This is a genomic window from Streptomyces sp. NPDC060205 (assembly GCF_042728395.1).
In the GTDB taxonomy this organism is placed as follows: Bacteria; Actinomycetota; Actinomycetes; order Streptomycetales; family Streptomycetaceae; genus Streptomyces.
On the sequence record NZ_JBHWZP010000035.1, the window covers coordinates 33,189 to 47,141 of the forward strand.

The 13,953-nt window shown below is 69.6% G+C and carries 5 protein-coding genes and 1 tRNA gene; 1 reads left to right on the forward strand and 5 read right to left on the reverse strand.

Going from position 1 to position 13,953, the window contains the following annotated elements; all coding sequences use genetic code 11:
• Positions 1-196: 196 nt before the first annotated feature.
• From ACFWGJ_RS09110 to ACFWGJ_RS09120, 3 genes are all read right to left on the reverse strand, one after another.
• The gene (locus ACFWGJ_RS09110; protein WP_387322029.1) at positions 197-2,962 is read right to left on the reverse strand and encodes a DNA translocase FtsK; all 2,766 of its coding nucleotides are present in this window, start codon (positions 2,960-2,962) and stop codon (positions 197-199) included.
• A 322-nt stretch (positions 2,963-3,284) separates the two neighbouring features.
• Positions 3,285-3,968: a two-component system response regulator gene (locus ACFWGJ_RS09115; protein ID WP_387322032.1), complete on the reverse strand. Its 684-nt coding sequence runs from the start codon at positions 3,966-3,968 to the stop codon at positions 3,285-3,287.
• 314 nt (positions 3,969-4,282) lie between these two features.
• A complete protein-coding gene (locus ACFWGJ_RS09120) occupies positions 4,283-9,769 on the reverse strand; it encodes a HAMP domain-containing protein (protein ID WP_387322034.1) in 5,487 nt (1,828 codons plus the stop codon).
• A 322-nt stretch (positions 9,770-10,091) separates the two neighbouring features.
• Here ACFWGJ_RS09120 and ACFWGJ_RS09125 point away from each other — a divergent pair, with 322 nt between their 5' ends.
• Positions 10,092-12,842: a SpoIIE family protein phosphatase gene (locus ACFWGJ_RS09125; protein WP_387322037.1), complete on the forward strand. Its 2,751-nt coding sequence runs from the start codon at positions 10,092-10,094 to the stop codon at positions 12,840-12,842.
• A 79-nt stretch (positions 12,843-12,921) separates the two neighbouring features.
• On the opposite strand, the gene ACFWGJ_RS09130 is transcribed toward ACFWGJ_RS09125, so the two are convergent.
• Both ACFWGJ_RS09130 and ACFWGJ_RS09135 read right to left on the reverse strand, forming a co-directional pair.
• Positions 12,922-12,994, reverse strand: a tRNA-Thr gene (locus ACFWGJ_RS09130).
• A gap of 128 nt (positions 12,995-13,122) precedes the next feature.
• The gene (locus ACFWGJ_RS09135; protein ID WP_387322038.1) at positions 13,123-13,785 is read right to left on the reverse strand and encodes a DegT/DnrJ/EryC1/StrS family aminotransferase; all 663 of its coding nucleotides are present in this window, start codon (positions 13,783-13,785) and stop codon (positions 13,123-13,125) included.
• Positions 13,786-13,953: the final 168 nt, after the last annotated feature.

Here is a 13,953-nt window from a genome sequence, read left to right on the forward strand (position 1 = left end):
TGCGACGAAGGGAAACGGTTGCTCACCGTTTCCTTACGGGTGAGTCACGTTCGGATCACCCCGGCTGCCCCGACAGGGACACCCGGGCGGTCCGACCCACCGCACGGAGGGAAGCGGTCCACTCGCGTGGAGGGAAACGGCCCGCTCTCCCGGAAGGCCGGCCCGCTCTCGCCCGGAAAGCGGCCGTCCTGTCTCCCTAGGACTCCGCCTGCCCCCGGATCACCGCAAGCACTCCGTCCAGCTCGTCAGCCTTCACAAGAACGTCACGAGCCTTGGATCCCTCGCTGGGCCCGACGATGTTGCGGGACTCCATGAGGTCCATCAGCCGCCCGGCCTTGGCGAACCCGACGCGCAGCTTGCGCTGGAGCATCGAGGTCGACCCGAACTGCGTGGAGACGACCAGTTCGGCGGCCTGGCACAGCAGGTCGAGGTCGTCGCCGATGTCCTCGTCGATCTCCTTCTTCTGCTTGGTGCCCACGGTGACGTCGTCCCGGAAGACGGGCGCCATCTGGTCCTTGCAGTGCTGCACGACGGCGGCGACCTCGTCCTCGGTGACGAAGGCACCCTGCATACGGGTGGGCTTGTTGGCCCCCATGGGCAGGAAGAGCCCGTCGCCCTTGCCGATCAGCTTCTCGGCGCCGGGCTGGTCGAGAATGACGCGGCTGTCCGCGAGCGAGGAGGTGGCGAACGCGAGCCGGGACGGCACGTTCGCCTTGATCAGACCCGTGACGACGTCGACGGACGGCCGCTGGGTGGCGAGCACGAGGTGGATGCCGGCCGCGCGCGCGAGCTGCGTGATGCGCACGATCGAGTCCTCGACATCGCGCGGCGCGACCATCATGAGATCCGCGAGCTCGTCGACGATCACCAGCAGGTACGGGTACGGGGACAGCTCCCGCTCGCTGCCCTCGGGCAGCTTGACCTTGCCCTTCCTTATGGCGGCGTTGAAGTCGTCGATGTGCCGGTACCCGAAGGCCGCCAGGTCGTCGTACCGCAGATCCATCTCCCGTACGACCCACTGCAGCGCCTCGGCGGCCCGCTTCGGGTTGGTGATGATCGGCGTGATCAGGTGCGGAATGCCCTCATACGCCGTCAGCTCGACGCGCTTGGGGTCGACCAGGACCATGCGCACGTCCTCGGGCGTCGCCCGCACCATGATCGAGGTGATCAGGCAGTTGATGCACGACGACTTTCCGGAGCCGGTCGCTCCGGCCACCAGGACGTGCGGCATCTTCGCGAGGTTGGCCATCTCGTAGCCGCCCTCGACGTTCTTGCCGAGCGCGACGAGCATCGGATGGTCGTCCTCGGCCGCGTCCGCGAGCCGCAGGACGTCACCCAGGTTGACCATCTCGCGGTCGGAGTTCGGGATCTCGATGCCGACCGCGGACTTGCCGGGGATCGGGCTGATGATCCGCACGTCGGGGCTGGCGACGGCGTACGCGATGTTCTTGGCGAGCGCCGTGATCCGCTCGACCTTCACGGCCGGGCCCAGTTCGACCTCGTACCGGGTGACCGTCGGGCCGCGCGTGAAGCCGGTGACCGAGGCGTCGACCTTGAACTCCCGGAAGACGTTCTGGAGGGAGGCGACGACCGCGTCGTTGGCGGCGCTGCGCGTCTTGCCGGGGCCGCCGCGCTCCAGCAGGTCGAGCGACGGCAGGGAGTACGTGATGTCGCCGCGGAGCTGGAGCTGCTCGGCCCGCGCCGGGAGGTCCCGGGAGGTGTCGGGAGCGGGTTTGGTGAGGTCGGCGACCTCGGCCTTCAGCATCTCCTGCTTGGGCCTGGCGCCCTTCGCGCGCGCGGCGGGCACCGGAGTGGGCTCCTCGCGCCGGCCGGCCTCCTCGCCGGTGCCCGAGTCCTCGTACTCGCCCCGGTCGGTGCCGACGCCCTGCGTGAGGTCGGCCACCAGGGGCGAGGGCGGCATCCCGTGCATCACCGCGCCGTCGAGGGCAGCGGCGGCGGCAGCGGCCACGTCGACGGCGTCCAAGGGCCGGTCCAGCGCGGGCTGCTGCACGGCGGGCCGCCTGCGGCGGCTCCGGCGCTCCGAGAGCGCCTCCTGCTCGGCCTCGTCCGGGTCGTACGCCTCGGGCGCCGTACGGCGCCTCCGGGGGCTCTCAGGCAGCACCTCACGCCACTGCTCGTCGTAGCGCTCGTCGTCGTCCTCGGCGAACACGTCGTCGCTCGCCCGCGGCTGCAGGACGCCAAGCCGGACCCCCAGCAGCCGCAGCCGCTGCGGAATCGCGTTGACCGGGGTCGCGGTGACCACCAGCAGCCCGAAGACCGTGAGCAGCACCAGGAGCGGCACCGCCAGCACGTCCCCCATGGTGTACGTCAGCGGAGTCGACGCGCCCCAGCCGATGAGCCCGCCCGCGTCCCTTATCGCCTGCATGCCGTCGCTGCGCGCGGGCGCCCCGCAGGCGATGTGGACCTGACCGAGCACACCGACGGCGAGCGCGGACAGACCGATGACGATGCGTCCGTTGGCCTCGGGCTTCTCGGGGTGCCGGATGAGCCGGGCGGCGACGACCGCCAGCAGTATCGGCACGAGCAGGTCGAGACGGCCGAAGGCACCGGTCACCAGCATCTCGACGAGGTCGCCCACCGGGCCGCGGAGGTTGGACCAGGTCCCCGCCGCGGTGATCAGGGTGAGACCGAGCAGCAGGAGCGCGAGACCGTCCTTGCGGTGCGCGGGGTCGAGCCCCTTGGCGCCACGCCCTATGCCGCGGAACACGGCGCCGACGGCGTGCGCGACGCCGAGCCACAGGGCGCGTACCAGCCTGTACAAGCCCCCTGTGGGACTGGGCGCCGGCTTCGGGGGCGGGGCTTTGCGGACTGCGGCCTTCTTCGCGGGCGGCCTTTTCGCGACGGCTTTTTTCGCGGCGGGAGCCCGCTTCGCCACAGCCTTGGTCGGAGCGACCGCCTTCTTCGCGGGCGACTTCTTGGCTGCGGGCTGACGTGAGGCCATGGGTGTGAGGTTACCGGTGGAGACCACTGCGGACACGTGTGCCTACTGCTTCACCCGTTCGTGTCGCCCGTTCCCCGGCGCCGGGCTGACGCCGCCTCGGCCGCAACCCCGGCCGTGCAGAACGCCGTTCGGCCCACCGACAGCCGAGCGGCGCGAGGGGCCGATCAGGGTGGACCCACCGTGCCCGCGGCAACCCGCAAGCCGCACAAGGCGCCTGAGCCGCCACCGCCGAACCCGCGGACGCCTCGCGGCCAGGGGCCGAGCCCGCCGGAGTTCAGCTCCGTAAGGACTCAGCTCCGCGAGGGCTCAGTTCTGGGAAGGCTCAGTTCTGGGACGGCAGCGAAGCCGCCCCGCTCCCCGTGCCCGGCTCCAGCGCGTCCAGCGCGCGGCGCAGCCCCGTCAGTTTCCGTTCGAGATGGGCCGCGGTGGCCACCGCCGCCGCGTCCGCCGAATCGTCGTCCAGCTGTTTGGAGAGAGCCTCGGCCTGCTCCTCGACGGCCGCGAGCCGCGCGGAGAGTTCGGCGAGCAGTCCGGCCGGCTCCTTGGTGTCGCCGAGCACCGACTTGCCGCCGCCCTCCAGCTGCAGACGCAGCAGCGCCGCCTGCTCCCGCAGTTGGCAGTTCTTCATGTAGAGCTCGACGAAGACCGAGACCTTCGCGCGCAGCACCCACGGATCGAACGGCTTGGAGATGTAGTCCACCGCACCCGCCGCGTACCCGCGGAACGTGTGGTGCGGCCCGTGGTTGATCGCGGTGAGGAAGATGATCGGGATGTCCCGGGTCCGTTCCCGCCTCTTGATGTGCGCGGCGGTCTCGAAACCGTCCATGCCCGGCATCTGGACATCCAGCAGAATGACCGCGAAGTCGTCCGTGAGCAGCGCTTTGAGCGCTTCCTCCCCGGAAGATGCCCGTACCAGTGTCTGATCGAGCGCAGAGAGGATGGCCTCCAGCGCCAGCAGATTCTCCGGCCGGTCATCGACCAGGAGGATCTTGGCCTTCTGCACCATGGCCCGCCCTCCTCGTCCCGGCAGTGCACCGGGCGCCGCCCCAGGGGACGGCTTCTGAGCGCCGCCCGTCCTTGTGCCGGTCATGGTAGCCGCACCCCGCCTGTCGCCACACCCTGTCACCGCGATGTCACTGTGCACGTAGCAGAAACGCAGCGGGAGACCAGAAGGTTCCCCGAATCCCGGGTTTCTACACGGCTCCGGGCACAGTCAGTCAGCAACTCGCCATGGCGCGCCGCCGTCCGACCGGCCCGTGGACGCGATCATTTCCCTGCCACTCAATCATCCTCGGCCGCCCGACGAAACCCGCCCCTCGATCACTGCCCCCGCATCCACTGCTCCATCACCGAGAGCAGATGATCGGGATCGACCGGCTTCGTCACGTAGTCGGAGGCACCCGACTCGATGGCCTTCTCCCGGTCGCCCTTCATCGCCTTCGCGGTGAGCGCGATGATCGGCAGCCCGGCGAACTGGGGCATCCTGCGGATCGCCGTCGTGGTCGCGTATCCGTCCATCTCCGGCATCATGATGTCCATCAGGACGACCGTGACGTCGTCGTGCTGCTCCAGGACCTCGATGCCCTCGCGGCCGTTCTCGGCGTACAGCACCGAAAGGCCGTGCTGCTCCAGGACGCTGGTGAGCGCGAACACGTTGCGGATGTCGTCGTCGACGATCAGCACCTTCTCGCCCTCGAAGCGGAAGACGGCACGCGCGCGCGTGGCCACCTCCTCGCCGTTCGAGCCCCAGGCCTCCGGGACCTGCGCCTGGGCCCCCGGCAGCGCGGGCCGGTTCTCGGCCGCGGACACCGCCCTGCGACGCCGCCTGAAGAGCGCGGCGGGCCCGTTCTGGGTCTCCTGGTACGACCTGACCTCCGCCGGTGTCTCCACACGGGCCTCGGCCTCGTCGTCCGCTCCGGCCGGCAGCGCGCCGTTCTCCATGGGCGGGGACAGCTGCGGGTAGCCCTGCGGCGGGAGTTCGCTCGGGTGCAGCGGCAGGTACAGCGTGAACGTCGAGCCGCGCCCCGGCTCGCTCTGCGCGTGGATCTCGCCGCCCAGCAGCCGCGCGATCTCCCGCGAGATGGACAGACCCAGGCCCGTACCGCCGTACTTGCGGCTCGTCGTGCCGTCCGCCTGCTTGAACGCCTCGAAGATCACCCGCATCTTGCTGGCCGCGATCCCGATGCCCGTGTCGGTCACGGAGAACGCGATCAGGTCGGCGTCCGCGTCCCGCAGCGAGCCCGCCTCCAGCAGCTGCTCCCGGATGGCGACCGGCACCTCCGCGCCCGCGGGCCGGATGACGAGTTCGACGGCTCCGGAGTCGGTGAACTTCACCGCGTTCGAAAGGAGGTTGCGCAGCACCTGGAGGAGCCGCTGCTCGTCCGTGTGCAGCGTGGCGGGCAGTTCCGGCGACACCCGTACGGAGAAATCGAGCCCCTTCTCCGCCGTCAGCGGACGGAAAGTGGCCTCTACGTAGTCGACGAGCTGGACCAGCGCGATACGCGTCGGCGACACGTCCATCTTGCCCGCCTCGACCTTCGACAGGTCGAGGATGTCGTTGATCAGCTGGAGCAGGTCGGAACCCGCCCCGTGGATCGTCTCGGCGAACTCGACCTGCTTGGGCGTGAGGTTGGAGTCCGCGTTGTCGGCGAGCAGCTTGGCGAGGATCAGCAGCGAGTTGAGCGGCGTACGCAGCTCGTGGGACATGTTGGCCAGGAACTCGCTCTTGTAGCGCATGGAGACCGCGAGTTGCTCGGCGCGCTCCTCCAGGACCTGCCGCGCCTCCTCGATCTCGGTGTTCTTGACCTCGATGTCGCGGTTCTGCTGGGCCAGCAGTTCGGCCTTCTCCTCCAGCTCGGCGTTGGACGCCTGGAGGGCCTTCTGCCGGTTCTCCAGCTCCGCCGACCGCTCCCTGAGCTGCTCGGTCAGTTCCTGCGACTGCTTGAGCAGGACCTCGGTCTTGGTGTTGACCGCGATGGTGTTGACGCTCGTCGCGATCATCTCGGCGATCTGGCTGAGGAAGTCCTTCTGGATGTGCGTGAACGAGTGGAACGACGCCAGCTCGATCACCCCGAGTACGGTCCCCTCGAAGAGCACCGGCAGCACGATGACATGCGCCGGGGGTGCCTCCCCGAGGCCGGAGGCGATCTTCAGGTACCCCGGCGGCACGTTCTCCACGAGAATCGTGCGCTTCTCCTTGGCGGCCGTCCCGATCAGCGTCTCCCCGGGCCGGAACGACGTCGGCATGGAGCCCATCGAGTAGCCGTACGACCCCAGCATGCGAAGTTCGTACGAGTCGTCGTTCGCGGCGCCCACGTGCTTGCCGTCGTCCAGCGGCATCGCCATGAAGAACGCGCCGTGCTGCGCCGAGACCACCGGCGTCAGCTCGCCCATGATGAGCGAGGCCACGTCGGCGAGGTCGCGGCGGCCCTGCATCAGACCGGAGATCCGGGCGAGGTTGCCCTTCAGCCAGTCCTGCTCCTTGTTGGCGATGGTGGTGTCGCGGAGGTTCGCGATCATCTTGTTGATGTAGTCCTGAAGTTCCTGGATCTCGCCGGAGGCGTCCACGTCGATCTTCAGGTTGAGGTCGCCGCGGGTCACCGCGGTCGCCACGCGCGCGATGGCACGCACCTGCCGGGTCAGGTTCCCGGCCATCTCGTTCACCGACTCGGTGAGGTCGCGCCAGGTGCCGTCGACGTCCCGCACCCGCGCCTGGCCGCCCAACTGCCCCTCGGTGCCCACCTCGCGGGCCACCCGGGTGACCTCCTCGGCGAACGACGACAGCTGGTCGACCATCGTGTTGATGGTGGTCTTCAGCTCCAGGATCTCGCCGCGCGCGTCGATGTCGATCTTCTTGGTCAGGTCGCCCTTGGCGATGGCCGTGGTGACCATCGCGATGTTGCGCACCTGCCCGGTCAGGTTGGACGCCATGCCGTTCACGGACTCCGTGAGGTCCTTCCACGTGCCCGACACGCCCGGTACGCGCGCCTGGCCGCCCAGGATGCCGTCCGTGCCCACCTCGCGGGCCACCTTGGTGACCTGGTCGGCGAACGAACTCAGCGTCTTCACCATGGTGTTGAAGGTGTCGGCGAGCTGCGCGACCTCGCCGCGCGCCTCGATCGTCACCGTCCGCGTCAGGTCGCCGTTGGCGACGGCCGCCGCAACCTGGGAGATGTTCCGCACCTGCACGGTCAGGTTGTTGGCCATCAGGTTGACGTTGTCGGTGAGGTCCTTCCAGATGCCCGTGACACCCGACGCGTGCGCCTGCCCGCCCAGGATGCCCTCGGTACCCACCTCACGCGCCACCCGCGTCACCTGCTCGGCGAACGAGGACAGCTGGTCGACCATCGTGTTGACGGTGGTGACGAGTTCGAGGATCTCGCCCTTCGCGTCGACGGTGATCTTCTTCGACAGATCGCCCTTGGCGACGGCGGTCGTGACCTCGGCGATGTTGCGCACCTGGATCGTCAGGTTGTTCGCCATGAAGTTCACGGACTGCGTGAGGTCCTTCCAGGTGCCGGAGACACCCTGCACCTCGGCCTGCCCGCCGAGGATGCCCTCCGTACCCACCTCACGGGCCACCCGCGTCACCTGCTCGGCGAAGTTCGAGAGCTGGTCCACCATCGTGTTGAGGGTGTTCTTCAGCTCCAGGATCTCGCCGCGCGCGTCCACGTCGATCTTCTGCGAGAGGTCACCGCGGGCCACCGCGGTCGCGACCTGCGCGATGTTGCGCACCTGCGCGGTGAGGTTGCCGGCCATGCCGTTCACCGAGTCGGTGAGGTCGCGCCACACGCCCGCGACGCCCGGCACCTGCGCCTGGCCGCCGAGACGGCCGTCGGTGCCCACCTCACGGGCCACCCGGGTCACCTGCTCGGCGAAGGCGCTGAGCTGGTCGACCATCGTGTTGATCGTGTTCTTCAGTTCGAGGATCTCGCCGCGCGCGTCGACCTCGATCTTCTGCGAGAGGTCACCGCGCGCCACCGCCGTCGTCACCTGGGCGATCTGCCGCACCTGGGACGTGAGGTTGCCCGCCATGAAGTTGACGGAGTCGGTGAGGTCCTTCCACGTACCGGACACGCCGTCCACGCGCGCCTGGCCGCCCAGGCGGCCCTCCGTGCCCACGTCACGCGCCATCCGCGTCACCTGGTCGGCGAAGGACGACAGCTGGTCGACCATCGTGTTCACGGTGTTCTTCAGCGCGAGCATCTCGCCGGAGACGTCCACGGTGACCTTCTGCGACAGATCACCGTTGGCCACCGCCGTCGTCACCTGGGCGATGTTCCTCACCTGTCCGGTGAGGTTGCGGAACGCCGTGTTGACGGAGTCGGTGAGGTCCTTCCACGTACCGGCCGCGCCGGGCACCTGGGCCTGACCGCCCAGCTCGCCCTCGACACCGATCTCCCGCGCCACCCGGGTGACCTCCGCGCCGAAGCTGGAGAGCTGGTCGACCATCGTGTTGACGGTGTTCTTCAGCTCCAGCATCTCGCCGGCGACCTCGACACTGACCTTCTGCGACAGATCACCGTTGGCGACCGCAGTAGTTACTGCGGCGATGTCCCGCACCTGGGTGGTGAGGTTCCTGAAGACCGTGTTCACCGAATCGGTGAGGTCCTTCCACGTGCCCGCCGCGCCCGGCACGTTGGCCTGCCCGCCGAGCCGCCCCTCGCCACCGACCTCGTTGGCGACACGTGTGACCTCGTCCGCGAACGTCCGCAGCGTCTCGGTCATCTGGTTGATCGTCTCGGCGAGCTGCGCGACCTCGCCGCGCGCGGACACCGTCACCTTCTGCGACAGATCACCGTTGGCGACCGCCGTCGTGACCTGCGCGATCCCGCGCACCTGCGCGGTCAGGTTGCCGGCCATGAGGTTCACCGAATCGGTGAGGTCCTTCCACACCCCGGCCACCCCGGGCACCTGCGCCTGCCCGCCCAGCTCGCCCTCGGTGCCCACCTCGCGCGCTACCCGCGTCACCTCGGAGGAGAACGAGGACAGCTGATCCACCATCGTGTTGACGGTGTTCTTCAGTTCGAGCATCTCGCCGGCCACGTGAACCGTGACCTTCCGGGACAGGTCACCCTTGGCGACCGCCGTCGTCACCAGCGCGATGTCCCGCACCTGGGCCGTCAGCCGGTACGCCATCGTGTTGACCGAGTCCGTGAGGTCCTTCCACGAACCGGACATACCCCGCACCCGGGCCTGCCCGCCCAGCTTGCCCTCGGTACCGACCTCACTGGCCACCCGTGTGACCTCGTCGGTGAACGTGGACAGCTGGTCGACCAGGTTGTTGACCGTGCGCCCGACCTTCAGGAACTCGCCGCGCAGCGGATGCCCGTTGCCGTCCGCGGCCTGCGCCCGCAGCTCCATGCGCGGCGACAGATCGCCCTCCGCGACCGCGGACAGCACCCGGCCGACCTCGGAGACGGGCCGTACGAGATCGTCGACGAGCGCGTTGGAGGCGTCGATCGCCGCGGCCCAGGAACCCTCGCAGGCGCCCGTCTCCAGCCGTTCCGTGAGCTTTCCCTCACGACCGACCATCCGCCGCACCCGCGACAGCTCACCCGTCAGCTGCAGATTCCGGTCGCCCACCTCGTTGAAGACAGCCGCGATCTCGGACATCACGCCGTCGCCGGAGACCGTGAGCCTCTTGCGGAAGTTGCCGTCCCGCATCGACACCAGGGCCGCCAGCAGCCTGTTGAGGGCCGCCGTGTCCACCTCGGTGGTGCCATTGCGCGGTTTACGCTGATTACTCAGGGACTGTCCGCCTTTCGCGCGCGTTTTAGTGCCCCGCGTCGCTGCGCCAGACTCCACTGTGTCCCTCCCGCAAGGGTCGACCATTTACTGCTCGGCGTACTCGGGTACTTCTCGCTCCGCGTGCCGGAAGGCTCTCAACCTGCCCGGACCTTCCCTTGAAGCCTGCCCAGTGTTTCACCATGGCAGAACCAGGCCATAACAGTTCGGCAGCTTCGCACACGGTCCGCACACCCTCCGGACGTAAACACTGGCGACCGGCATCCGCATGGACCGCGAAGGTAAGTAACCTTGCATGCGGCTGTCCAGCCACGCCGGTCCTTCCGGCCTGGGCGGTGGCACGAGCACGAGCGGGCAGGCAGGCATCGGAGGGCACCGCACCATGACCACCGGACTGCATCCTGGGGGACCACCCCAGGATCCCCGGCCGACCGAGAACCAGCTCCTGCCCCGGCAGGGGCAGGTCGGCCACGGAGCCCTGCCCGCCGACGACCGGACAAGGAGTTCTGTGATCACCGCGCGCGCGGCCGCCAGCTTCGACCCCGTCGGGCGGTCCGTCGCGACCGCTCGTTCCTTCGTCCGTGACACCCTCCAGGGCTGGGGCTTCGCCGACATCGTCGACGACGCCGTGGTCCTCACGAGCGAGCTGGTCACCAACGCCGTGGTGCACGCCGGCACGTCCGCGGACGTCCTGTGCCTGCGCAGCGACGACGGCGTACGGATCGAGGTGGCGGACCACTACCCGGAACGGGAGATTCCACTCCAGGGCAGCGCCATCAACATGGGCAACCCCGACCGCGAGGGCGGACGCGGCCTCCAGCTCTGTGCCGCCCTGGCGGGCCGCTGGGGCGTCGAGTACACGCCCACCCGCAAACAGGTCTGGTTCCAGCTGGACCTCCCCGAGCGCGCGGTGGGCACCCGCACCGCGGGCCCGTCCCTGCCCTCCCACCTGCTCCCCCTCGCCGACGGCCGCGTCCGCGTGGCGGTCGTCCAGATCGACCGGGCCGGCGCGATCAACGCCTGGAACGAGGACGCGGAAGAGCTCTTCGGCTACGCGGCGGAGCAGGTCGTCGGCAAGCCGCTGACCGATCTCGCGGCCTGGCCGCACACCCCCGGCACCAGCACCGGCATCGTCGAGGCCCTCAAACTCTCCCGCTGGGAGGGCAGTTACGGCCTGCGCGGCGCCAACGGCCGCGTCACTCCCGTATACGCCTCGCACCTGCGCGTCCGCGACACCGGCGGCGAGCCCTCCACGGTCTGCCTGCTGGTCCGCGACCACGAACGAGCGGTCCTGCAGACCCCGTTGCGCGTCTCGGCCACGGACACGACCACCAGCTCCGAGGGCCACGCCTCGGACCCCTTCGAGGTCTTCATCGGCTCACCGGCCCCCGACGACCTGGACGGCCTCCTCCAGCGCACGGTGGAACGCGCCCGCGACATGCTCGACGGCGACTCCGCCTTCCTCCTCCTCGCGACCGACGACGAGACGGAACTGGAAGTACGCGCCTCCACCGGGCTCCCCTCCGCCCGCCAGCGCTTCGCCCGCGTCCCTGTGGAGGCGGGTACCGGCCGTTACGGCTCGGCCCGCATGCCGGCCGTCCACGAGGACCTCACGGCCGTCCCAGGGGCCGTACCGCTCCTCAGCGGCACCGGTATGCGTTCGGTCGTCACGGTCCCCCTGAAGGTCGAGGGCAGACTCACCGGCTCGCTCGGGGTGGCCGCCGAATCACCGGCCCGCTACTCGAACGAGGAGGCCCTGCGCCTCCAGTTCGCCGCCGACCGCATCGCGCTCGCCGTGGAGTCGGCCCGCCTCGGCGAGCTGGAACGGTTGCGCCGCGGCTCGCTGTCCTTCCTCGTCGAGGCCTCGGACCTCCTCGCGGGCACCCTGGACCGCGACCAGACACTGGCCCTGATGGCCCAGATGACGGTCCCGACCCTGGCCACCTGGTGTGCCGTCTACACGATTGCCGACCAGGCCTCCGACCCCTACCTTTCGTACGTCCTGCACGAGGACGAGGAGCGCATCGACGGCCTCAAGGCCCTCCTGTCGAAGATCGACCCCCCGGACCCGGTCCCCACACCGGGCGCCCGCGTGTGGGCGGCTCCCTCGGAGGCGGCCCACACGGCCGCTCTGCGCACCTCCATGCGCAGCCTCGGCCTGGGCGGCGGACCGTCCTCGGTCAGCTCCGGCATCGGTACGACACTGGCGACGGCCGGCGCCGTGGGCGGCGAGACGGTCGTCCTGCCCCTGGTGGCCCGCAACCGCGTGATCGGCATGCTGACGCTCGGCAAGCCGACGGACGAACACTTCCGCCAGGAGATCCTGGAACTGGCCGAGGACCTGAGCCGCCGAGCCGCCCTCGCCTTGGACAACGCGCGCCTGTACTCGGAGCGCACGGCCATCAGCCAGTCCCTCCAGCGCAGCCTGCTGCCCCCGGAGCTCCCTCACATCGAGGGCGTCGAGGTCGAGGTCATCTACCGCGCGGCGGGCGAGGGCAACGAGGTCGGCGGCGACTTCTACGACCTCTTCCCCATCCGCGACGGCGCCTACGGCTTCGCCATCGGAGACGTCTGCGGTACGGGACCGGAGGCCGCCGCGGTCACCGGCCTCGCCCGGCACGCACTGCGCCTGCTGGCCCGCGAGGGCTACGGCGGCCCGGCGGTCCTGGACCGGCTGAACTCCGCGATCCTCGACGAGGGCGCCCGCAGCCGCTTCCTCACGCTCCTGTACGGGGAGTTGTGGCCCCAGGAGGACGGCTCGGCGCTCCTGAAGGTGGTCTGCGCCGGCCACCCGCTCCCCCTGCGTCTGCGCCCGGACGGCACGGTGGAACCGGCCGCCGAACCCCAGCCGCTCCTCGGCGTGATGGACGACCTGGAGCTGTACGAGCAGGAGGTGACGCTCGATCCGGGGGACGTCCTGCTGTGTGTGACGGACGGTGTCACCGAGCGCCGCGAGGGCACCCGCATGCTGGGCGACGACGGCCTCGCCGATGTCCTCACTACCTGCACGGGTCTGACGGCCGGTGCGGTGGCCGCCCGCATCATGCGCGCGGTCGAGCGTTTCGCGAGTGACGCCCCGTCCGACGACATGGCCATTCTGGCGATGCGCGTCCCGGGTCTGCAGAAGGACTGACGGTCCGTTCCCGGGGTCGCACCGGCCCCGGGAAACGCGAAAGGCCCCCGCCCACAAGGGCGGAGGCCTTTTCTGTCTGAGCCCCCAAACGGAATCGAACCGTTGACCTTCTCCTTACCATGGAGACGCTCTACCGACTGAGCTATAGGGGCCTGTTGCTTTCGAGGTTTCCCTCGTGGCAACGGAATAAAGCATACCCCGAACGCCGGTGTGCTCCCAACTGCGTTCGATACCGCGTCCGTACCGCGTCCGTACCGCGTCCGGCACTGCCTTGGCGCCCCTAGAAGGCGGGCTGCAGCAGTCCGCCGAGGGCATTGCACGCGGACACGATCCGCTGCATCTCCCGCTTGGTCAGCGACGCGTCGACAGGCAGGGCCAGCGTCTCGTCGGCGGCCCGCTCGGTCTCCGGCAGACAGACGTCCCGCCGGAACGCGGGCATCCGGTGCACCGGCGTCTTCACCGGCACCCTGCACTCGACGCCCTTGGCCCGCACGGCCCGCGCGAAAGCGTCCCGGTCCGGCCGTCCGTTGCCCAACACCCGCACGACGTACTGCTGGTAGGTGTGTCCCGCGCCGCGCTCCGGAGTCCGTACACCCCGCAGCCGCCCATCGAGGTAGGTCGCGCGCGCCCTGCGCTCCTCGACCTCGGCGTACGGCGCTTCGGACTCGCCCTGTTCGAGCACCAGCAGCCCTCGCCGTCGGCCGATGTCCCACAGGCGCGGCATGTCGGCGAGCCGTCCGAAGCGGTGCACGGCGACCAGGGCGGCCGTCCGCGGCCCCACGGCCGCCTCGACCTCGGCGGCGTCGAGGCAGTAGGTACTCGGATCGATGTCGACGAACACCGGCAGCGCGCCGGCCAGCATGACGGCCTCGGCCACCTCGGCGTTCCCGAACGCCGGCACGATGACCTCGTCACCGGCTCCGACACCCGCGGCCCTGAGCATTGCAGCAGTACTCATGCACGTGATGTTGGTCGCGCAACGTGAACTCCAAGTGACGCACAACAAAAAAGAGCTGGTCCCTGAACCTAAGTTCAGGGACCAGCTCTCTTAATAATAGTTCGGCGGCGTCCTACTCTCCCACAGGGTCCCCCCTGCAGTACCATCGGCGCT